This window comes from Bradyrhizobium sp. 25ACV, assembly GCF_054863005.1.
Genome location: NZ_JAVAYO010000001.1, coordinates 692787 through 718648, shown reverse-complemented (window position 1 = coordinate 718648; position 25862 = coordinate 692787). Strand labels below are relative to the sequence as shown.

22 protein-coding genes and 2 pseudogenes are annotated in these 25862 nt (G+C 64.8%); 17 read left to right on the top strand and 7 right to left on the bottom strand.

The features are described from left to right. Positions 1-16: 16 nt before the first annotated feature. The 3 genes and pseudogenes from RAD04_RS03160 to RAD04_RS03150 all read left to right on the top strand — a co-directional run. A pseudogene (locus RAD04_RS03160) lies at positions 17-493 on the top strand (TRAP transporter small permease); the annotation flags it as partial. Positions 494-712: 219 nt separating this feature from the next. Further along, positions 713-1993 (top strand): TRAP transporter large permease, encoded by a 1281-nt coding sequence (locus RAD04_RS03155; RefSeq protein WP_244550726.1) that lies wholly within the window; start codon positions 713-715, stop codon positions 1991-1993. A 200-nt stretch (positions 1994-2193) separates the two neighbouring features. Then, a complete protein-coding gene (locus RAD04_RS03150) occupies positions 2194-4122 on the top strand; it encodes an alkyl/aryl-sulfatase (RefSeq protein WP_461622586.1) in 1929 nt (642 codons plus the stop codon). 160 nt (positions 4123-4282) lie between these two features. On the opposite strand, the gene RAD04_RS03145 is transcribed toward RAD04_RS03150, so the two are convergent. Then, positions 4283-5353 (bottom strand): glycosyltransferase family 4 protein, encoded by a 1071-nt coding sequence (locus RAD04_RS03145; protein WP_461622585.1) that lies wholly within the window; start codon positions 5351-5353, stop codon positions 4283-4285. Positions 5354-5463: 110 nt separating this feature from the next. Beyond that, positions 5464-5703: a hypothetical protein gene (locus tag RAD04_RS03140; RefSeq protein WP_461622710.1), complete on the bottom strand. Its 240-nt coding sequence runs from the start codon at positions 5701-5703 to the stop codon at positions 5464-5466. Between RAD04_RS03140 and RAD04_RS03135 the strand changes: the two genes are divergently transcribed. Genes RAD04_RS03135 through RAD04_RS03120 form a run of 4 tightly spaced genes read left to right on the top strand, consistent with a single transcriptional unit; the run spans position 5631 to position 11506 of the window. Next, positions 5631-7394, top strand: a complete 1764-nt coding sequence (locus RAD04_RS03135) for an ABC transporter ATP-binding protein (protein WP_461622584.1) — start codon at positions 5631-5633, stop codon at positions 7392-7394. The genes RAD04_RS03140 and RAD04_RS03135 overlap by 73 nt on opposite strands. 58 nt (positions 7395-7452) lie before the next feature. Continuing rightward, positions 7453-9657: an amylo-alpha-1,6-glucosidase gene (locus RAD04_RS03130; RefSeq protein WP_461622583.1), complete on the top strand. Its 2205-nt coding sequence runs from the start codon at positions 7453-7455 to the stop codon at positions 9655-9657. A 20-nt stretch (positions 9658-9677) separates the two neighbouring features. Then, the gene (locus RAD04_RS03125) at positions 9678-10196 is read left to right on the top strand and encodes a PRC-barrel domain-containing protein (protein ID WP_461622582.1); all 519 of its coding nucleotides are present in this window, start codon (positions 9678-9680) and stop codon (positions 10194-10196) included. Between the two features lie 23 nt (positions 10197-10219). Then, the gene (locus RAD04_RS03120) at positions 10220-11506 is read left to right on the top strand and encodes an MFS transporter (RefSeq protein WP_461622581.1); all 1287 of its coding nucleotides are present in this window, start codon (positions 10220-10222) and stop codon (positions 11504-11506) included. A gap of 68 nt (positions 11507-11574) precedes the next feature. Here the strand turns inward: RAD04_RS03120 and RAD04_RS03115 are convergent, their stop codons facing one another. The 4 genes from RAD04_RS03115 to fixL all read right to left on the bottom strand — a co-directional run bounded on the left by RAD04_RS03115 (position 11575) and on the right by fixL (position 15011). After that, positions 11575-12273, bottom strand: a complete 699-nt coding sequence (locus tag RAD04_RS03115; RefSeq protein WP_026202804.1) for a helix-turn-helix domain-containing protein — start codon at positions 12271-12273, stop codon at positions 11575-11577. 103 nt (positions 12274-12376) lie between these two features. Beyond that, the gene (locus tag RAD04_RS03110; protein ID WP_461622580.1) at positions 12377-12799 is read right to left on the bottom strand and encodes a response regulator transcription factor; all 423 of its coding nucleotides are present in this window, start codon (positions 12797-12799) and stop codon (positions 12377-12379) included. A gap of 59 nt (positions 12800-12858) precedes the next feature. Then, positions 12859-13476 carry a response regulator FixJ gene (fixJ, locus tag RAD04_RS03105; protein ID WP_461622579.1) on the bottom strand — a complete coding sequence of 206 codons (618 nt, stop codon included), beginning with the start codon at positions 13474-13476 and terminating at the stop codon, positions 12859-12861. Positions 13477-13493: 17 nt separating this feature from the next. Next, positions 13494-15011 carry a sensor protein FixL gene (gene fixL / locus RAD04_RS03100; protein WP_461622578.1) on the bottom strand — a complete coding sequence of 506 codons (1518 nt, stop codon included), beginning with the start codon at positions 15009-15011 and terminating at the stop codon, positions 13494-13496. Positions 15012-15211: 200 nt separating this feature from the next. Between fixL and RAD04_RS03095 the strand changes: the two are divergent. The 10 genes and pseudogenes from RAD04_RS03095 (at position 15212) to ccoS (ending at position 24641) form a co-directional block, all read left to right on the top strand. Next, a pseudogene (locus tag RAD04_RS03095) lies at positions 15212-16044 on the top strand (universal stress protein). Between the two features lie 34 nt (positions 16045-16078). After that, a complete protein-coding gene (locus RAD04_RS03090) occupies positions 16079-16504 on the top strand; it encodes a CBS domain-containing protein (protein ID WP_461622577.1) in 426 nt (141 codons plus the stop codon). Positions 16505-16724: 220 nt separating this feature from the next. Then, positions 16725-18374, top strand: a complete 1650-nt coding sequence (gene ccoN / locus RAD04_RS03085; RefSeq protein WP_461622576.1) for a cytochrome-c oxidase, cbb3-type subunit I — start codon at positions 16725-16727, stop codon at positions 18372-18374. 11 nt (positions 18375-18385) lie between these two features. Beyond that, the gene (gene ccoO / locus RAD04_RS03080; RefSeq protein ID WP_018322741.1) at positions 18386-19120 is read left to right on the top strand and encodes a cytochrome-c oxidase, cbb3-type subunit II; all 735 of its coding nucleotides are present in this window, start codon (positions 18386-18388) and stop codon (positions 19118-19120) included. 13 nt (positions 19121-19133) lie between these two features. Next, a complete protein-coding gene (locus RAD04_RS03075; RefSeq protein ID WP_018322742.1) occupies positions 19134-19298 on the top strand; it encodes a cbb3-type cytochrome oxidase subunit 3 in 165 nt (54 codons plus the stop codon). A 6-nt stretch (positions 19299-19304) separates the two neighbouring features. After that, positions 19305-20180: a cytochrome-c oxidase, cbb3-type subunit III gene (gene ccoP, locus RAD04_RS03070; protein ID WP_461622575.1), complete on the top strand. Its 876-nt coding sequence runs from the start codon at positions 19305-19307 to the stop codon at positions 20178-20180. A gap of 112 nt (positions 20181-20292) precedes the next feature. Then, positions 20293-21759 (top strand): cytochrome c oxidase accessory protein CcoG, encoded by a 1467-nt coding sequence (gene ccoG, locus RAD04_RS03065; RefSeq protein WP_461622574.1) that lies wholly within the window; start codon positions 20293-20295, stop codon positions 21757-21759. A gap of 19 nt (positions 21760-21778) precedes the next feature. Next, entirely contained in the window at positions 21779-22270 is a 492-nt protein-coding gene (locus RAD04_RS03060; RefSeq protein WP_461622573.1) for a FixH family protein, read from the top strand. A gap of 11 nt (positions 22271-22281) precedes the next feature. After that, a complete protein-coding gene (locus tag RAD04_RS03055) occupies positions 22282-24474 on the top strand; it encodes a cation-translocating P-type ATPase (RefSeq protein WP_461622572.1) in 2193 nt (730 codons plus the stop codon). Beyond that, positions 24474-24641 (top strand): cbb3-type cytochrome oxidase assembly protein CcoS, encoded by a 168-nt coding sequence (gene ccoS / locus RAD04_RS03050; protein ID WP_461622571.1) that lies wholly within the window; start codon positions 24474-24476, stop codon positions 24639-24641. Before RAD04_RS03055 ends, ccoS begins: the two co-directional genes overlap by 1 nt. Here the strand turns inward: ccoS and RAD04_RS03045 are convergent. Beyond that, positions 24638-25840: an MFS transporter gene (locus tag RAD04_RS03045; protein WP_461622570.1), complete on the bottom strand. Its 1203-nt coding sequence runs from the start codon at positions 25838-25840 to the stop codon at positions 24638-24640. The two genes, ccoS and RAD04_RS03045, sit on opposite strands and share 4 nt — an antisense overlap. Between the last annotated feature and the right edge of the window lie 22 nt (positions 25841-25862).

Genomic DNA, 25862 nt, shown 5'->3' with positions numbered 1-25862 from the left:
ATGGCTGATCGCGACGATGATCGCGGCTGCGACGTCGCTCATCTTCGTCGCCGTGCTGCACCGCTACGGCGCCGGGCTGTCGATCGACCTCGCCAAATGGGCGGAAGCCCGCAACCTGACCTTCCTCGCCGTCCCGGCGCGCGCGACGTTCACCTGGCTTGCCGCCCTCGATCTGTCCTGGGCGCAGGAACTCTGCATCTACATGTTCATCTGGATGGCCAAGTTCGGTGCCGCCTACGGCGTGCGGACCGGCATCCATGTCGGCGTCGACGTGCTCGTCAACATCCTGCCCGGCGGATCGCGCCGGCGCGTCATCACCTTCGGTCTGCTGTGCGGCGCTCTCTTCACCGCCATCGTCGCCTATTTCGGCGCCGCGTTCGTCGGTCAGATGTGGCAGACCGGCCAGCAGTCCAACGATCTGGAAGCACCGATGTGGATGGTCTATCTCACCATCCCGCTCGGCTCCGGTCTGATGTGCTTCCGCTTCCTGCAGGTCGCCTGGTCGTTCCACCGCACCGGCGAGCTGCCGCATCACGACATGGCGGGCGTCGAGGGCGTCGAGGCCGATCCGGTGCATCCGGCGCCGGTCACGCATAGTCAGGTCGTCCGCGACGAGCGCAGCCCGCTCGGCTGGATCCTGATGCTGCTGCCCGTCCTGATCGTCGCGCTTTGCTTCGCGCATGCGGGCCATGTCATCACGCTGCCGCAGGGCTTGCGCGTCCTCATCGTGTTCGCGCTTCTGCTCTCCTTGATGCTGACGGGCATGCCGATCTCGATCGCGCTCGGTCTCACCGTGCTCAGCTTCATGTTCACGCTGACCGACGTGCGAACGGAATCGGTGGCGCTGAAGCTGTTCACCGGCATCGAGAATTTCGAGATCATGGCGATCCCGTTCTTCATCCTCGCCGGCAACTTCCTGACCCATGGCGGGGTGGCGCGGCGGATGATCACCTTCGCGACCTCGCTGGTGGGCCATTGGTACGGCGGTCTCGCGCTGTCGGGGGTGGTCGCCTGCGCGCTGTTTGCCGCCATTTCCGGCTCGTCGCCGGCGACCGTGGTGGCGATCGGCTCGGTGATCCTGCCGGCGATGGTCGCGCAAGGCTTCCCGAAGCGGTTCGGCGCGGGCGTGATCACGACGTCGGGCTCGCTCGGCATTCTGATTCCGCCGTCGATCCCGATGGTCCTCTACGCCGTCTCCACCAACAGCTCGGTCGGCAAGCTGTTCATTGCCGGCATCGTGCCGGGATTGGTCCTGGCCACGCTTCTCGGCGCCACCACATTCTATCGGGCCTGGCGCAACGACTATCCGCGGATGCCGAAGGCAACGCTGCGCGAGCGCTTCGATGCCTTCCGCAAGTCGATCTGGGGCATCCTGCTGATCGTGATCGTGATCGGCGGCATCTACAGCGGCCTGTTCACGCCGACCGAAGCTGCCGCCGTCAGTGCGGTCTACGCCTTCATCGTCGCCGTGTTCATCTACAAGGACCTGAAGCTGAGCGACGTGCCGCGGGTGCTGCTGTCGTCCGCGAATCTTTCGGCGATGCTGCTCTACATCATCACCAACGCCGTCCTGTTCTCGTTCCTGATGACCTACGAGAACGTGCCGCAAGCGCTGGCGCAATGGATGATCGACCAGGGCTTGGGGTGGATCGGCTTCCTGCTCCTCGTCAACCTGCTGCTGCTGCTGGCGGGCAACGTGATGGAGCCGTCCTCGATCATCCTGATCATGGCTCCGATCCTGTTTCCGGTCGCGATCAAGCTCGGCATCGACCCGATCCATTTCGGCATCCTGATGACGGTCAACATGGAGGTCGGCCTCTGCCATCCGCCTGTCGGCCTCAACCTCTACGTCGCTTCCGGCATCGCCAAGATGGGCATCACCGAGCTTACGGTCGCGGTCTGGCCATGGCTGCTGACGATGCTGGGATTCCTGGTGGTGGTGACGTACTGGCCCGGCCTGTCGCTGTGGCTGCCGCGATTGTTGGGGATGTAGCATTCGCCGTCCCCTTTCCCTTGCGGAAGAGGGGACGTGTCGTAGCCCGGATGGAGCGTAGCGCTATCCGGGGCCTCCGTATCAGCGGATAGATTCCCGGATTGCGCTTCGCTCCATCCGGGCTACGCGTCCTCCATCGCCGATAGTAATCGCCTGCGAGATGCGGTTAGATGCCGCGCAACCGGCGGGGAGGAGCAAATATGACAGAACCCAGCAGCGAACCAAAGGACGCGACGCCGTCCGTCATCGCGCAGCAGACGGCGATGCTGAATGCGCTGCCGTTTTCCGACACGCGGGATTTCGACGATGCCGCGCGCGGCTTCCTCGGCACGATCGAGAATGCGGCGATCACGAACTCACAGGGGCGGACGGTCTGGAGCCTCGAGCCTTACGGCTTCCTGTCCACCGAACAGGCGCCGCCCACGGTCAATCCGAGCCTGTGGCGGCAGTCGCAACTCAACATGCAGCACGGCCTGTTCGAGGTCGTGCCCGGTGTCTACCAGGTACGCGGGCTCGACATCGCCAACATGACGCTGATCGAGGGCGATAGCGGCGTCATCGTCGTCGACACCCTGACCTCGATCGAAGGCGCCCGCGCCGCGCTCGATCTTTACTTTACCCATCGCGGCCTGAAGCCCGTTGCGGCCGTGATCTTCACCCACACCCACACCGATCATTGGGGCGGCGCGCGCGGCGTGCTGGAGGAAGACGCACTCGCAACCGGCCGCGTGCCGATCATCGCTCCGAACCTGTTCATGGAGCACGCCGTCTCCGAGAACATCATCGCGGGCCCCGCGATGCTGCGCCGGGCGCAATACCAGTTCGGGCCGCTGCTCGCCAAGGGGGCGCGGGGGCAGGTCGATTGCGGGCTCGGCAAGTCGATGGCGGCAGGATCAGTCGCGCTGCTGCGGCCGACCGATTTGATCATGGCGACCGGCGACAGGCGCGTCATCGACGGCGTCGAATTCGAATTCCAGATGGCGCCGAACAGCGAAGCACCGGCGGAGATGCATTTCTTCATCCCGCGCTACAAGCTGTTGAACCTCGCCGAGAACTGCACGCACAATTTCCACAATCTGCTGCCGTTCCGCGGTGCCGACGTGCGCGACGCGCTGGCCTGGTCAAAATATCTGGGCGAGGCCTTGCAACTCTGGGACGGTAAGGCGGAGGCGATGTGCGGCCAGCATCATTGGCCGGTGTGGGGAGCTGAGCGCATCGGCACGATGATCCGGCAGCAGCGTGACCTCTACAAATTCGCGCATGACCAGACCATTCGTCTGATGAATCACGGCCTCACCGCGGCCGAGATCGCCGAGACGATCCAGTTGCCGAAGAGCCTGGAAGGCGCCTGGCACGGCCGCGGCTATTACGGCCACATCCGCCACAATGTGAAGGCGATCTACCAGAAATATCTCGGCTGGTACGACGCCAACCCGGTCAATCTCGATCCGCTGCCGCCGGTTGAGTCGGGCAAGAAGTATGTCGAGTATATGGGCGGGGCGGATGCGATCCTCGCGCGGGCGCGTGCGGATTTCGACAAGGGTGAGTTTCGTTTCGTCGCCCAAGTGCTCGGCCATCTCGTCTTCGCCGAGCCTGACAATGCGGCGGCGCGCGGTCTGCTGGCCGACACGCTGGAGCAGCTCGGTTACGCCGCCGAAAGCGCGACCTGGCGCAACGCCTATCTGTTCGGCGCGCAGGAATTGCGCCACGGCATGCCGAAGGTGCCGGCGCGCCCGCCGATGCCGCGCGAGACGCTGGCGGCGCTGCGCACCTCGCAGCTCTGGGACGTGCTCGGCATCCGCCTCAACGGTCCGAAGGCGGAAGGAAAGCACATCGTGCTGAACTGGAGTTTTTCCGATACCGGCGAGACCTTCGAGCTTAATCTGGAGAACTGCGCGCTGACCTATACCGAGGGCGTGCAGGCAGAGGGCGCCGATGCCAGCTTCACGCTGGCGCGCGCAACGCTTGACGAGGTGATCGCCAAGCTGACGAGCTTTCCGGAAGCGGTGGCTGCCGGCAAGGTCAAGCTGTCGGGCAACCCGATCAAGCTCGCCGAGCTGATGGGCTTGATGGACGAATTCCCGCGCATGTTCGAGATCGTGGAGCCGAAGCGGGCGGTGGTGAGGTAGGGTGTGCCCCGGACGCAGTGCAGCGCTTCTTCAGCGGAGCGCTGCAGAGCCGGGGCCCATGCCTCCGAGAGCATGCCCTGCCGCGTGGGTCCCGGCTCTGCGCCGCAACGCGAAGAGCGTTGCAGCGCGTCCGGGACACGTGAGTTGCGGGTGGGCCTCGCTACTCCGCGCTGCTCACCAGCTTGATCCGCGGCGACTGTTCCTCGGCGAGGCTGCGATAGGCGGCGAGGTAATCCAGCGCCATTCGCCGCGCCGTGAAACGCGTCTCGAACTGCTTGCGGATCGCGGTGCGGTCGAGTTGCGGAAGGCGATTGACGACGCCGGCTGCGCTGAGGACGTCCTCGACGACGAAGCCGGTCAGCCCCTCGTCGATGATCTCAGGCACCGAGCCGCGGTTGAAGGCGACCACCGGCGTTCCGCAGGCCATGGCTTCGATCATCACGAGGCCAAACGGCTCCGGCCAGTCGATCGGCAGCAGAAGGCCGAGCGCGCCGCTCAAAAAGTCCGACTTCTCGTGATCGCTGATCTCGCCGATGAACTCCACCAGCGGATTGTTCTCGATCATCGGCCGGATCAGCTCGTCGTAGTAATCCTGATCGGCGCGATCGACCTTGGCCGCGATCTTCAGCGGAATGCCGCAATGGGTCGCGATCTTGATGGCGCGGTCGACGCCCTTCTCGGGCGCGATGCGGCCGAGCACGGCGAGATATTCCTGTTTCACCGGCTTCGGCGTCAGCAGATTCTCCGGAAGACCGTGATGAATCGTCGTCACCCAGTTCGCCTGCGGCACCGGCCGTCGCTGCGCATTGGAGATCGAAATGACGGGCATCTTCGAGAAGGTGTTGAACACCGGCTGATGCTCCGGCAGGTCGAGCCGGCCGTGCAGCGTGGTCAGGAATGGCGTCGGCTGGCGGTGGAACAACGACCACGGATAATAGTCGAGATGGAAGTGGAGGAAGTCGAACTCCTCGTCGTCACATTTTTGCCGCACACGCTCCAGCAGCACCATGTGCAGTGCATTGGGGTCACGTACGGAACCGTCGAGACGGAGCGCCTTGGGCCACAGCGCATCCAGCTTGGCTGATGTCTGCGAGTCGCCGCTGGCGAAAAGCGTCACGTCGTGCCCGAGGGCCACCAGCTCTTCCGTCAACCAATGCACCACCCGCTCGGTGCCGCCATACAGCTTGGGTGGAACAGCCTCCGTCAACGGAGCAACCTGCGCGATGCGCATCTCACCATCTCCTTTGTGCGATCATGATCGTAGAAAGCCCCCGCTTGTCGGCACCGGCAATGCCAGCCAAGGGAACGTTCCCGCACTTGCGAAGTTCCTTCCTCCAAACGTTACTTATTCGACACGTCCGGTGTTCGTCGCGATGATGCCATCACATCTTCGCAGATCGTCCGCATCCGCATGTCGTGATGAGGTTGCCCGGGAACCGAGGCGAACTGGTCGATGTTCAGTCGATCAGTAACAAAATTGAAGATCAGCAGAACGGGGCGATAGCCATATGGATCATCTTTCTGGATACGCGCGCAGGCCATTTGCCTTTGTCTTGCGCTATCTTCGGATGCGAATGACATCGCATCTGGTGATCCTGGCCGCGGTCGTCGCGGCGGTTGCCTGCTCCGTAGGCACCCAATACGGGGTCAAATCCCTTGTCGACGCCTTGTCTGCGGGTCCTTCGCAAGGCGGTGGCGTATGGCTGGCATTCATTTTACTCATGTCGCTGATCGCCGCCGACAACTTCCTGTGGCGGATCGCGAGCTGGACGGCGAGCTTCACCTTCGTTCGTGTCACGGGTGATTTACGACGTGACATCTTTCGTCATCTGACCGGACACGCGCCCAGCTACTTCTCGGACCGGATGCCCGGCATGCTGACGAGCCGTATCACCGCGACTTCGAACGCGGTGTTCACGGTCGAGAACATGTTCGTCTGGAACGTGTTGCCGCCCTGCATTGCCACAATTGCGGCAATCGCCCTGATTGGAACCGTCAGTCCTTACATGGCGCTTGGCCTGAGCGTGATTGCCGGCGGCATGGTGGTTGCGATGTTCCGTCTCGCCGCCGCGGGCAAGCCGCTGCATGACGACTTCGCCGACAAGGCCGCTGTGGTCGACGGCGAGATGATCGACGTCATCAGCAACATGCCCCTGGTGCGGGCCTTCTGCGGTATCGGCCACGAGCACGAGCGGTTCGACGCGACGGTAAGCCGGGAACTGACCGCTCGAAGCCGCAGCCTGCGTTATCTGGAAAAGCTGCGGCTGTTGCATGCCGCGGTGACCGTGCTTCTGACGATCGCGCTGATGGCCTGGGCAGTCACGCTCTGGCAGCAGGGCGAGGCGACCACCGGCGACGTGGTGCTGGTCTGTACGCTCGGTATCTCCATCCTGAGCGCGACACGCGACCTTGCGGTGGCGCTGGTCGATGTCACCCAGCACGTTGCGCGGCTGACCGAGGCGATCGCCACGCTGCTGGTGCCGCACGAATTGCGTGATCATCCCGAGGCGGAACCCCTGGTCAAGAGCGGCGCCGCGATCGCGTACAATAACGTCACCTTCGGCTATCCCGGCGGCGAGAAGATTTTCGAGCGCTTCAGCCTGCGGCTCCAGCCCGGCCAGCGCGTCGGCCTGGTCGGCCAATCCGGCGGCGGCAAGTCCACACTGTTCACGCTGCTGCAGCGCTTCTACGATACCGACGAGGGCAGCATCACGATCGACGGCCAGGACATTTCGAAGGTTACGCAGCAGAGCCTGCGCGAGGCGATCTCCGTGGTGCCCCAGGACATTTCCCTGTTCCACCGTTCCATTCGCGAGAATATCCGCTATGGTCGGCCGAACGCGACCGATGACGAGGTGCTGCGCGCGGCGATCGCGGCGCGCTGCGATTTCGTCGAGAGCCTGCCCGAGGGCCTCGATACCATGGTCGGCGACCGCGGCGTCAAGATGTCCGGCGGCCAGCGCCAGCGCATCGCGATCGCGCGCGCCTTCCTGAAGGATGCGCCGATCCTGCTGCTGGACGAGGCGACCGCCGCGCTCGACAGCGAATCCGAGGAGGCCATCCGCGAGGCGCTGTCGCGCCTGATGCGCGGCCGCACGGTGATCGCGATCGCGCATCGGCTGGCGACGCTGCGCAATTTCGACCGCGTGGTGGTGCTGAGGGCCGGCAAGATCATCGAGGACGGCGCGCCCGACCGACTGATGCAGGGTCACGGTCCCTACCGTGAGCTGGTGACGCAGGAGATGAGCCGGCTCGCGAAGTTCGCCGCGTAAACCCAGCAGTCGCGTTCGCGTTGGTTGCGTTTCGAATCAAGCCGCAGGGGAGCAGCTCATGGCAGCCGAAGCCGTAACCAAGATCGTCTCCGTATCGCAGACGGTGGAGGCCGTCGCGGAGCAGACGTTCTACATTCCGATGACGGGGCCCGCCGCGCGGCCGCGGCGGTCCCTGAAACATGACGACACCTTCATCGTGCTCGACAGCCATGGCGACATCGGCGCGTCGGCCGGCGGGCCGGACGGCCTGTTTCACTACGACACCCGCTATCTGGCGCGGCTGGAGCTCGTGCTCGAGGATCTCCAGCCGCTGCTGCTCGGCTCCAACCTGCGCGACGACAATTCGGCGCTCACCGTCGATCTCACCAATCCCGACATCTATCGTCAGGGCCGCCTCGTCTTCCAGAAGGACCTGCTGCACATCGTGCGCACGATCTTCCTGTGGCACGGCACGGCCTATCAGCGCATCGGCGTGCAGAACCACGGCGACGGACGGGCCAGTTTCGAGCTGACGCTACTGTTCGACAACGACTTTGCGGACCTGTTCGAGGTCCGCGGCGAGCGGCGCCCGCGGCGCGGGACCGGCACGAGCAAATTGCTTGGGCCGACCGACGTGCTGTTCGAATATCGCGGTCTCGACGACACCGAGCGCACCACGGGGCTGCATTTCGACCCGCGTCCGACGCGGCTGTCGGTGAATGCCGCGACCTGGCAGATCGAGCTGGACCCGCATGAATCGAAATCGCTGTTCGTAGCCGTATCCTGCAATCGGCCGGTCGCGGAGAAGCCCGCACGCTTCTTCAGGGGCCTGCTCGCCCATCGCCGCGAGATGCGCCAGTCCACGATGGGCGCCGCCAGCATCGAGACCTCGAACAACATCTTCAACGAGGTGCTGTGCCAGGCCATGGCCGACCTCAACATGCTGATGACGGAGACGCCGCAAGGGCGTTATCCCTATGCCGGCATTCCCTGGTACTCGACGACGTTCGGCCGCGACGGCCTGATCACCGCGCTCCAGATGCTGTGGGTCGATCCGCGCGTCGCCAAGGGCGTCTTGCGCCGGCTTGCGCATTTCCAGGCCAAGGCGACAGATCCGCTCGCCGATGCCGCGCCCGGCAAGATCCTGCATGAGATGCGCGGCGGCGAGATGGCGGCGCTGCGCGAGGTGCCGTTCGCGCAATATTACGGCAGCGTCGATTCGACCGCGCTGTTCGTCCTGCTCGCCGGAAGCTATGTCGAACGGACCGGCGACGAGAAGACCTTGATCGAGCTATGGCCGGCGATCGAGGCGGGGCTGGCCTGGATCGACGGTCCCGGCGATCCTGATAAGGACGGCTTCGTCGAATACCAGCGCGCCACCGAGAAGGGACTTGCCAACCAGGGTTGGAAGGATTCCTACGACGCGATCTTCCATGCCGACGGCCAGCTTGCGGAAGGCAATATCGCGCTCGCCGAAGTCCAGGGCTACGTCTATGCCGCCAAGCTGCTCGCCGCGCGTTGCGCGCAGCGGCTCGGCAAGCTGGACCGCGTGCGCAAGCTCGAGGCCGAAGCCACGGCGCTGGCCGAGCGCTTCGAGAAGGCATTCTGGTGCGAGGAGCTCGGCACATACGCGCTCGCCCTCGACGGCAGGAAGCGGCCCTGCAAGGTGCGGACCTCGAACGCCGGGCAGGTGCTGTTCAGCGGCATGATCCGCGAGGACCGTGCTCGCCTTGTCGCCGCCGATCTGATGCGGCCGCATTTCTTCTCGGGCTGGGGCATCCGCACCGTCGCGCGGGGCGAAGTGCGCTACAACCCGATGTCCTATCATGACGGGTCGATCTGGCCACACGACAACGCGCTGATCGCGCTCGGGCTCGCGCGCTACGGCCTCAAGCATTCGGTCGCGCATGTCTTCAAGGGGCTGTTCGACGCCGCCACCTATATGGACCTGCGCCGGCTGCCCGAATTGTTCTGTGGCTTCCGGCGCGAGAAGCGCCGCGGTCCGACGCTCTATCCGGTCGCCTGCGCGCCGCAGGCCTGGGCCAGCGCGACGCCGTTCACGCTGCTGGAGGCGGCGCTCGGCATCGAGTTCGACGTGGCGCGCAGCGAGATTCGTCTGCGCAACCCGCATCTACCGGCGTTCCTCAACGAGGTGATCCTGCGCGATCTCAGGCTCGGCGAATCCAGCGTCGATCTTCGCGTCAGCCGCCACGGCGACGACGTGGCGCTGGAAGTCTTGCGCACGCGCGGCCAGATCCAGGTCTCGATCGTGCTGGCGCGCTAGCGGCGCGCAGGGAGAGTGTCATGCGTGCGATCGGAGCGTTGATCCTAGGCATAGCCATCGTCGCGGGCCTGGCGGTGCCAACGTCGCGCGCCGCAGAGGAGCCGCCTGCAGGGCAGAGTGAGGCGAAAGCGCCGACGGCACCGTCGCCGACCTCGGCCGTCCCGGTCACGCCGAAGGACGCCGCGCCGCCGCCGTCGGTGACCATCATCGGCGCGAGCGAGGCCCATGGCGTGCTCGGTCGCGACGTCCGTAGCGCCGCGGATGAGGACATGGGCCGTATCGTTGACGTCATCGTCGATCGCGGCGGCCATGTCCGTGCCGCGGCCATCGATTTCGGCGGATTTCTCGGCGTCGGCAGCCGCAAGATCGTGGTGGACTGGAACGCATTGCGCTTCGGCAAGATTGCCAACAAGAAGGACAGCATCACGCTGGAATTGACCAAGGCGCAGGTCGCGGCCGCGCCGGAATACAAGGAAGACACGCCGATCGTCGTGCTCGGCGCATCCGGCAGCCTTCAACCGCTGCAAGCGATCCAGTGAGGTGCCGGGAGGGCTGACCGCCTGTGCTGTTGTCGAGGAAGCCGAACCATGCAGATCGTGACGCCGGCGCCGAACAGGACAACGTCGCCGCGCTATCGGCCGCGAGCATTCCGGCGCCGTCGCGCCAGAGCCTGCGCGGCCTCGACTGGTTCATCTTCTTCCTCGCCGACGTGCAGACCGGATTCGGTCCCTTCATCGCGGTCTATCTGACGACCCAGAAATGGACCCAGGTCGAGATCGGCCTTGTGCTGTCGATCGGCGGTATCGTCGCGTTGATCGGGCAGATGCCGGGCGGGGCGATCATCGATGCCGCGAAATCGGAGCGACTGGTCGCCGCCCTTGCGATCGCGACCATCGGCGCTTGCGCGCTGGCCTATGCCGCGATGCCGATCTTTCCCGTGGTGGTGGCCGCAGCCACCTTGCACGCGGCGGCGAGCTGCGTGCTGGGGCCTGCGATTGCGGCGATCAGCCTTGGTCTGGTCGGCCCATTCGCGATCGGCGAGCGGCTCGGCCGCAACGCGCGCTTTGCCTCCCTCGGCAACGGCGTTGCCGCGGCGGTGATGGGCACCGCGGGCTATCTGCTGTCGAGCCGCTCGGTCTTCCTGGTCACCTTCCTGCTCGCGATCCCCACCCTGATCGCGCTCTCGCGCATCCGCGAGAACGAGGTCGACATCGCCCGCTGTCATGGCGAGATGCCGCGCGAATCGGCGGATCGCGGCGACACCAACATCTGGCACCTGATCCGGCAGCGCCCGCTCATCGTCTTCGCGCTCAGCGTGCTGCTGCTGCAACTCGCAAACGCCTCGATGATGCCGCTGATGGCGAGCGCTGTGACGGCGCGGTCCGCCCAATGGGCGACGGTGCTCGTCGCCTTTTGCATCGTCGTTCCGCAAGCGATCGTGGCGCTGCTGTCGCCGACGGTCGGGCGCAAGGCGCAAGCGTGGGGCCGGCGGCCGCTGCTGCTGATCGGTTTCGGTGCGCTGGCTATTCGCGGCCTGTTGTTTGCGACCGTGCGCGATCCGTATCTGCTGGTCGCCGTGCAGGTGTTTGACGGCATCACCGCGGCGGTGTTCGCAGTGATGATTCCGCTGATCGTGGCCGACGTCGCCTTCGGCAGCGGACATTTCAATCTGGCCCAAGGGATCGTCGGCACCGCAACCGGCATCGGCGCGTCGCTGAGCACGGTGCTCGGCGGCTATGTCAGCGACAAGTTCGGCAATGCGACTGCCTTCATCGGGCTATCCGGCGTTGCCGCGACGGGCCTGTTGCTGATTCTTTTCGTGATGCCGGAGACGCGGCGCACGGCATGACTCGCGGCCCAAAGAAAATGGCCGGCCGAAACGCATTCGGCCGGCCAAGTGGGTAGGGAGGAGGAAGATCAGGCGTCGAGATGTTGCAGGCGCTGGCGGTTGCGCAGCACGATCTGGCGGGCGCCGGAGAAGCCAAGAATGCCCTGGGCGTGAAGCTGCGACAGCGCGCGCGACACGGTTTCAAGAGTGAGGCCGAGATAGTCGCCGATGTCGCGGCGGCACATCGGCAACGCCATCATGCCGGCAACGGCGAGGCGGCGGTCCATTTCGAGCAGGAAGGTCGCAACGCGCTCCATCGCGGTCTTGCGGCCCAGCAGCAGCATGTGGTCCTCGGCATGGCGCAGCTCGGAGGCGGTCATCGCCCAGAGCTTGCGGGCAACCTGGACGTCGGTGCCTGCGGCCTTCTCGAGGCTGGCGCGCTTCACGAGGCGCACGGTGGTGTCGATGATGGCTTCGGCAGCAAGGCGGTGAGCCGGACCGGATTCGAGGCCGAACACGTCGCCGGGAAGATGGAAGGCGCCGATCTGGCGGCGGCCGTCGGACAGGAGCTTGTAGCTGCTCACTGCGCCGGACACGACCTGGTAGACATATTCGGCCGGCTCGTCCTCGCCATAGATTTCCTCATCCTTGCGGTAGGAGAACTCGGTGGCGACGAGGCCGACATGGCCGGTGATGGCGCCGAACTGGTCGGTGACGGGATGGCCGGGGGCGATCTTGCCAACAATCTGGGTGTTGATCGCCTGGGTGTTGAGGGTCTGGGTGAGCATCTGCGCCATCTCCGTTGTGATGGAGCATTGCTACGCGGGATCGTGCAATCCGGAAATTTCGAGCGATATCTTAAGGATGATTACCTACGTAGAATCCCGTAGGTCAGGTGTGGGGACGGTCCTGGATGGCATGGCGGATGCACTTGACCAGGTTTTCGTCCAGAAGCGGCTTCAAAACCACGTCTTTGATGCCCGCAGTCGCAGCCCGGGCCGAGATGTTCTCGTCGGGATAGCCGGTGATCAGGATCACAGGCGTGTCGCGGGAGGATTCGCGCAACTGGCCGGCGAGCTCGATGCCGTTGATGCCTGGCATCTTGTAGTCGATCACGTAGCAGTCCGCCCCGCGCGCGCCGCCGGCGTTGAGCAGCGCGGTGCCGCTCCTGAAGGTTCGCACGGCAAAGCCGTCGGTTTCCAGCAGGAATTGCAGGGAGCCCAGCACGGCGGCGTCGTCGTCGACCACGTAGACGGTGGGCCTTGCCGGTGACGCCATAGGGAGCTGTTGAGGGTGCGAGCCGATCTCGATCATGCAGCCTTGGCTAGCACAGCCGGGCGGAGCGATCTTGACTTGCCTCAATCCGGTTTGGCTCAATCCTTGAGCATGCCGGCGCGCATTGCGAGGCGGACCAGCTCCGACAGGCTGTTGGCCTGCATCTTGGTCATGACGTTGGCGCGGTAGACCTCGATGGTGCGCGGGCTGATGTCGTATTCGCGGGCGATCAGCTTGTTGGACAGGCCTGCGATCAGCCCTTCCATGACCTGGCGCTCCCGGGGGCTCAAGGAGGCGACGCGGGCGGCGATGTCCTGCGTGACGGCCTCGCTCTTGGCGGCGGGCTCGGCCTGGCGGATCGCCGTCTCGATCATGGTGGTGAGGCGATCGTCCTCGAACGGCTTTTCCAGGAAGTCGACCGCGCCCAGCTTCATCGCCTCGACCGCGAGTGGCACGTCGCCGTGACCGGTCATGATCAGGATCGGAAACGGGCTTTGCTGCGCCTTCATCCGTTTGAGCAGCTCGATCCCGTCGAGTCCCGGCATGCGCACGTCGGAGACGACGCAGCCGAAGGCGAGGCTGGGCAGGGCGTCGAGGAAGCTCTGCGCATTGTCGAACAGCGTGACGCCGAAGCCGGAGGAATCCAGCAGGAAGTTCAGCGAATCCCGCATCGCCGCATCGTCGTCGATGACGTAGATATGTCCCTTGGTGGTCATGAATCGGTTCTCGTCAGTCAGTTCTCGGCGGTCGCCGGCAAGGTGAAGCGGAATGTCGCGCCGCTCGATGCATTGCTCTCGGCCCACATGCGGCCGCCGTGAGCCTCGATGATCGAGCGGCTGATGGACAGTCCCACGCCCATGCCGGTTTCCTTGGTGGTGAAGAAGGTCTGAAACAGGTTTGGAATGACGTCGCCCTGGAAGCCGGAGCCGGTGTCGGAGACCTCCACCTCGATCATGTCGTCGGCGACACGGGTGTTGGCGACGACGAGCTCGCGGCGCGGCGACTGCGCCATCGCCTCCAGCGCGTTGCGGAACAGATTGACCAGCACCTGCTGGATCTGCACGCGGTCGGCGAGGACGAGATCGGCGTCGGGATCGAGGCTGAAGCGGAGCTGCACGTTCTGCTCGCGCGCGCCGGCGAGCCCGAGCGCGCCGGCCTCCTCGATCAGCTTGGACAGGCTCTCGACCCGCTTCTCCGACTCGCCGCGCGAGACGAAGTCGCGCAGACGCCGGATGATCTGACCGGCGCGCAAGGCCTGCTCAGCCGCGCGATCCAGCGCACTTTCGATCTTCGGCGTGTTCGCGTCGGTGCTGCCGGCGAGCAGCCGCCGCGATCCCTTCATGTAGTTGCTGATCGCGGCCAGCGGCTGGTTGAGCTCGTGGGCGAGCGCGGAGGCCATTTCGCCCATCGCGGTCAGTCGCGAGACGTGGACGAGCTCGGATTGCAATTCCTGGAGCCGGGCCTGGGTCTGCTGGTGCTCCGTGAGGTCGCGGACGAATCCGGTGAAATAGGGCTCGCCGGCGGATTCCATCTCTCCGATCGACAGGTGCATCGGAAAGGTCGTGCCGTCGCGGCGCTTGCCGGTCACGATGCGGCCGATGCCGATGATGTGCGGATCGTTCGTGGAGCGGTAGCGGGCGATGTAGCCGTCGTGGCGGGTGCGATCAGGCTCCGGCATCAGAATGCTGACGTTCTGACCGATCGCCTCGTGCTCAGACCAGCCGAACAGGCGCTCCGCAGCCGTGCTGAACAGCTGCATGATGCCGTGGCCGTCGATGACGATCATGGCGTCGGGAATAGTATGGAGAATCGAGCGGAGGTGGGTCTCGCGCGTGCGCAGCGCCTCCTCGACCTGCTTTTCCTCGTCGATGTCGAGAAAGATGCCGCTGAGATGACGTGCCGTGCCGGCTTCGTCCCGAATGAGTCCGGCCCGGGCGCGGATCCATTGCCCGTTGCCTGAGGGGTTCGCGACCTTGAAAGACACGTCGAAGCTGCCGCCACGTTCGGAAACGCGCTTGATAGCGCTCTCGACCCGCTCCCTGTCGATCGGTTGAAGCCGCGACAGGAAGAGATCGTAACTCGCCGGCTGATCCGGTTCGACGCCGAGCAGAGCCCTGGCGGTATCGGACCAGTCCAATTCCCGTGTCGCGAGGTCGAGATCCCAGGTGCCGACGCCGAACCCTTCGATCCGAACGCGAAAACTTTCGCCCCGACCGTCGTCATGCGAGTGCGTTACGCGGGTCGGCGACAAATGTTGTTCCTCATCCTGATGCGGCGGCACCGGACGCGGTTACCGCTCCCCTAATGTCGCCTAAGGCCGGGCCGGAGGCAAGTTCTGTCGGCTTGCCGATTGACGGCACGTCGGACGCCGGCGCCCTCCTTGATCTATCTCATCCCGATGTGCGGAGGCAGGCGTAAATTTCACCAAAGTCTTTGCACTGGAGAATTCCGATGACATACGCGACGGTGATGGTCAGCCTGGCGCTCGACCAGCCCAACCAAGCGCGTCTTCAGGTCGCGGGCGAGCTCGCCGAACGATTCGAGGCTGATATCGTCGGGGTCGCCGCAGCCCGGTTCGCGCCGCCGCTTTATTTCACCGATGGTGCGGAGGCCCAGCGCCTGATCGATCAGGAGGAGGCCTCAGTCAAGCGGTGTCTGGGCGATCTGGAGGCGGAATTCCGCGCCGCGACCCGGACTCGCGGCGGGCGCGTGGAATGGCGCTGCGCCACGGATTTTCCCACGCGGTTCGTCCTGGCTCAGACGCGCTGCGCCGACATCATCGTCAGCGGCGGGCAGAGTCCGGCCTTCTCCGATGCCTTTTCGCTCGCAAGCCCCAGGGACTTGGTGATGCAGGTCGGCCGACCGTTGCTGGTGGTGCCTGATCGAATCAACTGGCTCGATCTGCGCAGCGTGCTGTGGCCTGGAAGGACACGCCCGAGGCGCGGCGCGCGGTGGCGGACGCACTGCCGATGCTGCGCAAGGCGAGGGATGTCACCATCGTTGAAATCCCAGAGCGCGATGATGACCGCTCGGCCGTGATGGCCGGCGTCACCGACGTTGCCGCCTGGCTAGCCCGCCACGGCGTCACCGCGGCCGCGCGCATCTGCGAAGGCGCCCGGAACGAAACCGCCGCCGCGCAATTGGAGAAAGTCGCCGGCGACGTCGATGCCGGACTGATCGTTGCGGGCGCCTATGGTCATTCGAGGTTTCGTGAACTGATCCTTGGAGGCGTCACCCAATATCTGGTCACGCAGACCGCCCGCAGCGTGCTGCTGTCGCACTGACGGCCGGCCAGAATCGAATCGAGGAGGACGCGCCGTGTACAGATTTCTTGAACAGACCGTCGACGGCTACATGACGCGCAACGTCAAGGCGGTGCAGCGCGACCGTGACCTGCTCGAGCTCAGCGAGATGTTCGAGGCCGACGATTTCAACTCTTATCCGGTCGAGGACGACGGGCAGGTGGTCGGCATCGTCACCAAATTCGACATCCTGAAGTGCTTCGCCTTCACGCCGAGCCAGATGCTGCCCCGCTATCACGACCTGATGAGCCGCAAGATCGGCGACGTCATGACGCCCGAATTCATCTACGTCAGCCCCGACACGCGGCTGACGCGCGTGCTCCAGATCATGGTGGAGCATCGCATCAGGAGCATCATCGTGCTCGACGGTGGGCAGAAGCTGGTCGGAATCATCGCCCGCGAGGATGTCATCGCGGCGCTGAAGGCGACGGCGCGCGACTGACGGACTATCCCTGATCGATTTCATTGTCGCCTCCGTGATCATACGGAGGCTATTCCCGCTTGCGCGTCACGCCGGGCCGGCCTGCTCGTGCGTCGAGATTTTGAAGGGAACCAGCGGGATCGCCGACTGCGAAGAACTTAAGTGCCGCTCTTGATTTCAATCAATTCCCGGTGAGAGTGGATGTGGTTTCTGGCGCTGTGTTCTTTCAGAGAGAATCCGCATGAGCCAGCCCTCCATTTCCAAATCCATGACCATCGGTGAAAGCGGCCTGGCTGTCGTGTTCGCAGTCACCGCCTTCCTCTGCGTGATCGCCTCGGCCAAGGCGCTCGATGCGCCGTTCGCCTTCCACGCCGCGCTCAGCGCGGCGGCGAGCCTCGCTGCGGTTTTCGTCATCGTCAACCGCTACCTCGACCGTCCGGTGGCGCTGCCGCCACAGGAGATCAACGGGCGCCCGAACTACAACATGGGCCCGATCAAATTCTCCTCCTTCATGGCGATGTTCTGGGGCATTGCCGGCTTCCTCGTCGGCCTCATCATCGCCTCGCAACTGGCGTGGCCCGCGCTGAACTTCGATCTGCCCTGGACCAGCTTCGGCCGCCTGCGGCCGCTGCACACCTCCGCCGTGATCTTCGCCTTCGGCGGCAACGTGCTGATCGCGACCTCCTTCTACGTGGTGCAGAAGTCCTGTCGCGCGCGCCTCGCCGGCGACCTCGCGCCTTGGTTCGTCGTGGTGGGCTACAATTTCTTCATTCTGATCGCCGGCACCGGCTATCTGCTCGGCGTCACCCAGTCGAAGGAATATGCCGAGCCGGAATGGTATGCCGATTTATGGCTGACCATCGTCTGGGTGACCTATCTGCTCGTCTTCCTTGCCACCGTCATCAAGCGCAAGGAGCCGCATATCTTCGTCGCGAACTGGTTCTATCTCGCCTTCATCGTGACGATCGCGGTTCTGCATCTCGGCAACAACCCCGCGCTTCCCGTCTCGGTGTTCGGCTCGAAGTCCTACGTCGCCTGGGGCGGCATCCAGGACGCCATGTTCCAGTGGTGGTACGGCCACAACGCGGTCGGCTTCTTCCTGACCGCCGGCTTCCTCGCCATCATGTACTACTTCATCCCGAAGCGCGCCGAGCGGCCGATCTATTCCTACCGGCTGTCGATCATCCATTTCTGGGCGCTGATCTTCCTCTACATCTGGGCAGGTCCCCACCATCTGCACTACACGGCGCTGCCGGACTGGACGCAGACGCTGGGCATGACCTTCTCGATCATGCTGTGGATGCCCTCCTGGGGCGGCATGATCAACGGCCTGATGACGCTGTCGGGCGCCTGGGACAAGCTGCGCACCGATCCCGTGCTGCGCATGCTCGTGGTCTCCGTCGCCTTCTACGGCATGTCGACCTTCGAGGGCCCGATGATGTCGATCAAGGTGGTCAACTCGCTCAGCCACTACACCGACTGGACCATCGGCCACGTGCACTCCGGCGCGCTCGGCTGGGTCGGCTTCGTGTCCTTCGGCGCGCTCTACTGCCTGGTGCCGTGGGCCTGGAATCGCAAGGGGCTCTACAGCCTGAAGCTCGTCAACTGGCACTTCTGGGTCGCGACCCTCGGCATCGTCCTCTACATCTCGGCGATGTGGGTGTCCGGCATCCTCCAGGGCCTGATGTGGCGCGCCTACACCTCGCTCGGCTTCCTCGAATATTCCTTCATCGAGACCGTCGAGGCGATGCATCCCTTCTACATCATCCGCGCCGCCGGCGGCGGGCTGTTCCTGATCGGCTCGTTGATCATGGCCTATAACCTCTGGATGACCGTTCGCGTCGGCGAGGCGGAAGTCCAGATGCCCGTCGCTCTTCAGCCGGCGGAATGAGGAGCTCCACCATGTCGTTCTGGACACGCCACCAAATCTTCGAAAAGAACTCGATCATCCTGATCGTCGGCATCCTGCTGGTGATCGCGATCGGCGGTCTCGTCGAGATCACCCCGCTGTTCTACCTCAAGAGCACGATCGAGAAGGTCGACGGGGTCAGGCCCTACACGCCGCTGGAGCTGGCGGGCCGCAACGTCTACGTTCGCGAGGGCTGCTATCTCTGCCACTCGCAGATGGTCCGCCCGCTGCGCGACGAGGTCGAGCGCTACGGCCACTTCTCGCTCGCCGCCGAGAGCATGTACGACCATCCGTTCCAGTGGGGCTCGAAGCGCACCGGTCCCGACCTTGCCCGCGTCGGCGCAAAGTATTCCGACGACTGGCACGTCACCCATCTGACCAATCCGCGCGCGATCGTGCCGCAGTCGGTGATGCCGGGCTATCCGTTCCTCAGCCAGACCGAGGTCGACCCGGACACGATCGCCGACCACATGCGGACGCTGAAGGCCGTCGGCACGCCTTACACGGACGACCAGATCGCCAACGCGGGCGCCGACATGAAGGCCCAGGCCGACCCGGACAATTCCGGCGGCGATGCCTTCAACAAGCGCTACGCCAAAGCCGTCGTGCGCAATTTCGACGGCAAGGCCGGCACGCCGACCGAGATGGACGCGCTGGTCGCGTACCTGCAGATGCTCGGCACGCTGGTCGACTTCAAGATCTACAACGAGAAAGCCAATCTTCGCTGAGAAGGCATGAACGATGAAAGCTATCCTGTCAGTCCATAATCTAGCGTCCGAACTCGTGACGACGATCTGGACCCCGGTGTTCGTCGCGATCTTTCTCGCGATCATCGCCTACGCATTTTGGCCCCGTAACAAGGCTGTCTTCGACGAAGCAGCGCACCTGCCGTTGCGGGAGGAGTGAGAGACCATGACCGATCATCATAGCGACATCGATTCCGTCTCCGGCAAGTCCACGACCGGACACGAGTGGGACGGTATCAAGGAGCTCAACACACCGTTGCCGCGCTGGTGGGTGATCTCGTTCTACCTCACCATCGTCTGGTCGATCGGCTACTGGATCGTGTATCCGGCCTGGCCGCTGATCCAAGGCAATACCACGGGCATGTTCGGCTACTCCTCGCGCGCCGACGTCGCGGTCGAGCTCGCCAACCTCGAGAAGATCCGCGGTGACAAGATGGCGGCGCTGGGCGCGGCCTCGCTCGCCGACATCGAGAAGGACCCGGCCTTGCTGGCGCTCGCCCGCGCCAAGGGCAAGACCGTGTTCGGCGACAATTGCGCACCTTGCCACGGCTCCGGCGCGGCCGGCGCCAAGGGCTATCCGAACCTGAACGACGACGACTGGCTGTGGGGCGGCACGCTCGACCAGATCATGCAGACCATCCAGTTCGGGGCGCGCTCGGGTCATGCCAAGACCCATGAGGGCCAGATGCTCGCCTTCGGCAAGGACGGCGTGCTGAAGAGCGACGAGATCGTCACGGTTGCCAATTACGTGCGATCGCTGTCGGGCCTTTCGACCCGCAACGGCTTTGATGCCGCCAAGGGTGAGAAGATCTTCGCGGAAAATTGCGTCGCCTGCCACGGCGACGGCGGCAAGGGCAACCAGGAAATGGGCGCCCCGAACCTGACCGACAAGATCTGGCTCTACGGCTCCGACGAGGCGGCTCTGATCGAGACCATCAGCCAGGGCCGTGCCGGCGTCATGCCGGCCTGGGAAGGGCGGCTCGATCCCGCCACCATCAAGGCAATGGCGGTCTACGTCCATTCGCTGGGCGGTGGAAAATAGCAGATCTCGCTGCAGGCGGGGGTGAACAAAAATGCCCCCGTTTGCGCTGGATCAACTGACGCGGCGGTGTCGGGTCTAGGTTCAATCGCACCTTTTCGAGAAGCTCCAGGCGATGAACAAGACCGTGAACCCCAAAGACCTCACATCGGAAGATGACGTCGGGCCGCTCTACGCAGCCCACAAGAAGGTCTATCCCCAGAGCGTCAACGGCACCTTCCGCCGGATCAAATGGGGCCTGATGGCGTTCTGCCTCGGCGTCTATTATTTCCTGCCCTTCGTGCGCTGGAATCGCGGCCTCGGCGCCCCCAGCCAGGCGGTGCTGATCGATCTTCCCAACAGCCGCTTCTATTTCTTCTTCATCGAGCTGTGGCCGCAGGAGGTCTACTACTTCACCGGCCTCTTGATCGTCGCCGCGGTGGCGCTGTTCCTGATGAATTCCATCGGCGGCCGCATCTGGTGCGGCTATCTCTGCCCGCAGACCGTCTGGACTGACCTGTTCTATGCCGTCGAACGCCTGATCGAGGGCGACCGGCGGGAGCGCATGAAGAAGGATGCGTCGTCCGATCCGATGAAGCTCGAGCGCATCTCCGAGATCGTGCTCAAGCATTCGATCTGGCTGCTGATCGCCTGGTGGACCGGCGGCGCCTGGGTGCTCTATTTCAACGACGCGCCGACCCTGGTGAAGGAGCTCGTCACCTTCCAGGGGCCGATGATCGCCTATATCTGGATCGGCATCCTCACCGCGACGACCTATGTGCTCGCCGGCTACATGCGCGAGCAGGTCTGCACCTATATGTGCCCGTGGCCGCGCATCCAGGCCGCGCTGACCGACGAATGGGCGCTCAACGTCACCTACCGCTATGACCGCGGCGAGAAGCGTACGTCGGTCAAGAAGGCCGCCGAACTGCGCGCGCTCGGCCAGCAGGTCGGCGATTGCGTCGATTGCTACCAGTGCGTCGCGGTCTGCCCGACCGGCATCGATATCCGCAACGGGCCGCAGATGGAATGCATCCAGTGCGGCCTCTGCATCGACGCCTGCGACAACGTGATGACCAAGATCGGCCGGCCGAAGCGGCTGATCGGCTACGACAACGACATCAACGTCCATCGCCGCCAGGAAGGCAAGGCGCCGATCTACCGCATCGTCCGCTCCCGCACCATCGTCTACAGCGCGATCATCGCGGCGATCGGCGGCTTCATGATCTACACGCTGGCGACGCGCAGCCTGCTCGACGTCAACGTGCTGCACGATCGCAATCCGGTCGCGGTCAAGCTCAGTGACGGCTCGATCCGCAACGCCTACACGGTGCGGCTGCTCAACAAGAGCGGCTATGACCGCGTCATCGCGATCGACGCGAACGGCCCGGCCAACGCGACTATCCACGTCATCGGCATCGATTCCGTGACGCCTGATAGGCCGATGATCGTGATCCCGCGCGACTCCACCAGCGAGCTGCGGCTGCTCGTCACCGCGCCGGCCGAGGTCAATCCGGAGAAGTCCGTTCCCGTCCGTTTCCACGTCACCGATATCGGGCTCGGCGAGGTCGCTTCCGCCACCGACAATTTCGTCTCGCCTTGAGAAAATTCTGGAGTTAGCCATGGCATCCGCCCCGAAGCCGCTGACCGGAACCAAAGTCTTCCTGATGCTGGTCGCCTTTTTCGGCCTCGTGATCGGCGTCAACGTCACCATGATGAAGCTCGCGATCGCGACGCTGCCCGGCACCGAGGTCGACAGCCCCTATGCCGCGGGCCTGACCTACGATCGCGAGATCTCGGCAGCGCACGACCAGACCGCGCGTAAATGGAAGGTCAACGCCCATATCGAGCGCCGCAACGACGGCGGTGCCGTGCTTCAGGTCGAAGCACGCGATGCCGGCGGCCAGCCGATCGCCGGACTGAAATTCGGCGGCCGGCTGGAGCGGCCGACCGACAAGCGCGCCGATCTCGCCGTCGAGCTCACCGAAGCCGGTATCGGCCTCTATCGCGGCAATGCCGCGTCGGTCGCGCCCGGGCAATGGGATCTGGTGATCGAGGGCGAGGCGCGGGGGACGCGTGTGTTCCTGTCCCGTAATCGCGTGATCTTGAACTGAAGGACTTCGACATGCACGTCACGCGGGATTTCTCGCACTACGTCCGGGCCGCGGGCGAGGGCGTCCAGCACATCGATCTCGCGGTCGAAGGTGTTCACTGCGCCGGCTGCATGGCCAAGATCGAACGCGGCCTGTCCGCCATTCCCGACGTCACGCTGGCGCGCGTCAACCTCACTGACCGCCGCGTCGCACTGGAATGGAAGGCGGGCACGCTCGACCCCGGCCGCTTCATCGATCGCCTCGAGGAACTCGGCTACAAGGCCTATCCGTTCGAGACCGAGAGCGCGGAAGCGTCCGAGGTCGCCGAGTCGCGTTTCCTGCTACGCTGCCTCGGTGTCGCCGCCTTCGCCACCATGAACGTGATGATGCTGTCGATCCCGGTGTGGTCGGGCAACGTCTCGGACATGCTGCCCGAGCAGCGCGACTTCTTCCACTGGCTCTCGGCGTTGATCGCATTGCCTGCGGCGGCCTATGCCGGCCAGCCGTTCTTTCGCTCGGCCTGGCGCGCGCTGTCGGCGAAGACGACCAACATGGACGTGCCGATCTCGATCGGCGTGATCCTGGCGCTCGGCATGTCTGTGGTGGAGACCATCCACCACGCCGAGCACGCCTATTTCGACGCGGCGATCATGCTGCTGACCTTCCTGCTTGTCGGCCGCTTCCTCGACCAGAACATGCGGCGGCGGACCCGTGCGGTCGCCGGCAATCTCGCGGCGCTGAAGGCGGAGACGGCCGCGAAGTTCGTCGGACCCGACGAGATCTCGCAGGTACCGGTCGCCGCGATCCATCCCGGCGATATCGTGCTGCTCAGGCCCGGTGAGCGATGCGCGGTCGACGGCACCGTGATCGAGGGGCGTTCGGAGATCGACCAGAGCCTGATCACTGGCGAGACGCTCTACGTCACGGCCGAGCAGGGCACGCCGGTCTATGCGGGCTCCATGAACATCTCCGGCACGCTGCGGGTGCTGGTCTCGGCGGCCTCCGAGGCGACACTGCTCGCCGAGATCACGCGGCTGCTCGACAACGCGCTGCAGGCGCGCTCGCGCTACATGCGGCTCGCCGACCGTGCCTCGCGGCTCTATGCGCCGGTGGTGCATGCGACCGCGTTCATCACCATCCTCGGCTGGGTCATCGCCGGCGCATCCTGGCATGATGCGATCGTGACCGGCGTTGCCGTGCTGATCATCACCTGTCCCTGCGCGCTGGGGCTTGCCATTCCGACCGTGCAGACCATCGCCTCCGGCGCGATGTTCAAGTCCGGGGTGTTGCTGAATTCTGGCGATGCGATCGAGCGGCTGGCCGAGGCTGACCACGTCATCTTCGACAAGACCGGCACGCTGACGCTGCCCGATCTCGAAGTGATGAATGCCGCCGATATCCCCCGCGAGATCTTCGAGCTCGCCGGCCGGCTCGCGCTGTCGAGCCATCACCCGGTCGCCGCCGCCGTGGCGCAGGCTGCGAGCGCGAGATCGCCGGTCGTCGGCGCGGTCGAAGAGTCAGGGCAGGGCGTGCGTGCCGTGGTCGACGGCACCGAGCTTCGTCTTGGCCGTCCGTCCTTCTGCGGTGCCGAGGCGCTGGTTGCGGACGCCACCCGTCTCGACCCCGAGGCCTCGATCGTGGCGTTCAGCAAGGGCAGCGAGAAGTTCATCCTCTCGGTCCGCCAGGGCCTGCGTCCGGATGCGCAGGCTGTGATCGCGGCGTTGAAGGCCCGCAACATCGGCATCGAGATTCTCTCCGGCGATCGGGAGCCGGCAGTGATCGCGGCGGCCCATGCGCTGGGCATCGCGGAATGGCGTGCCGGCGTCACGCCGGCCGACAAGATCGCACGGATCGAGGAATTGAAGCAGCGCGGCGCCAAGGTGCTGATGGTCGGCGACGGCATGAACGACGCGCCGTCGCTCGCGGCAGCCCATGTCTCGATGTCGCCGATCTCGGCCGCGCATCTGAGCCAGGCCACCGCCGATCTCGTCTTCCTTGGCCGGCCGCTGGCGCCGGTGGTTGCCGCCATCGACGCCTCGCGCAAGGCGCTGCATTTGATGCGGCAGAACCTCTGGCTTGCGATCGGCTACAATGTGCTCGCCGTGCCGGTTGCGATCAGCGGTGTCGTGACGCCCCTGATCGCGGCGGCGGCCATGAGCGGATCCTCGATCCTGGTCATGCTGAATTCGTTGCGCGCCCGCAGCACCTCGCGGGAGATCAAGTGATGGAGATCCTGGTCATCCTGGTCCCGCTGGCGCTGATGCTCGGAGGCGCCGGTCTCCTCGCCTTTCTCTGGTCGCTCCGGAGCGGCCAGTACGACGATCTCGACGGTGCCGCCTGGCGCGCCATCGCCGACGACGAGCCGCCGCAGGAGGCGCCGGCCAAGCGCTAGCGCTTCAGGTTCAGCGCGAGCAGACCAGCGGCCGCAAGGGCTATGCCCACGCCGGTCACGCAAGCGTGCCAGCCGAAGGCATCGAACAGTCGGCCGAGCACGGCTGTGCCGACGAGCCCCCCGCAGAAATAGCACGCAAGATAGGTGCCGCTGGCGACGCCACGGTTCTCAGTCGCGGTCTGCCCGACGAAGCCCGTGGCTACCGCCTGTGCAAAGAAGGTCCCGACCGCGACCAGCACCATTCCGGTGAGCACTTCAGGCAGCCGCGCAGTCAGCATCAGCGGCAGCCCGATGCCGGCAACCGCGAGCGAGCCCCAGATTGTCGGGCGCGCTCCGATGCGCGAGGCGACCCGTCCCGCCAGCAAGGTCGTGACGACCGAGGGCAGGAACACCAGATAGACAAGGCCAAGATCCATCATGCCGAGCGACAGCGGCGGTCGGACCAGAACGAAATTGACGAAGGTGAAGGTGCCGATGAAGGCGAACAGGATGCAGAAGCCGATGCCGAAGGCCGCGCGCAATCGCGGATTGCGCCAATGCGCGATGGTGGCTTTGAGCGGCGAAGCAGTCGGCATCATCGCATGCATCGGCTGCACGCGTCGAATCGTGAAATAGACCAGCACCGCGCCGGCCAGATTGAGCGCTGCGAACAGATAGAAATTCCAGGCGAGGCCCAGGCCATCGGCAATTGCGGCCGAGATCAGCCGGCCGACGAGATTGCTCGCGACATTGCCGGTGATGTAGGCGGCAAAGGCGCCGCCGGCGTCCATCGCGCTGCATTGCTCGCCGAGATAGGCGAGGGTGAGCGCGAAGGCGGAGGCCATGCACAGGCCCTGCGCGACTCGCAAGGTGGTGAAGACGACAAGATTTGGCGCCGAGGCCAGCAGGCTCGTCGGGAGCGCCAGCAGCGCCAAGCTGAGCAGGATGCCGAGCCGGCGATCGATATGCGGGCTGAGAAAGCCAATCACGAGGCTGGCTGCAGCCATGCCGAATGTGCTGGCGTTGACGGCAAAGCTCATCGCCGCCGGCGTGACGCCGTAATGGCGCGTCAGCGAGGGCAGGATCGCTTGCGTTGCAAAGAGATCGACAACGGTCAGGAACGCGGTCAGGCCGATGACGAGCGAGCGCAGCCCGAGACCCGGCGAGTGCGCTTCCATCGTCATCGCGACCGGTTTGATCGGCGCGGAAAGGTCGGTCATGGCGATTGTCCTGTGGGGATGC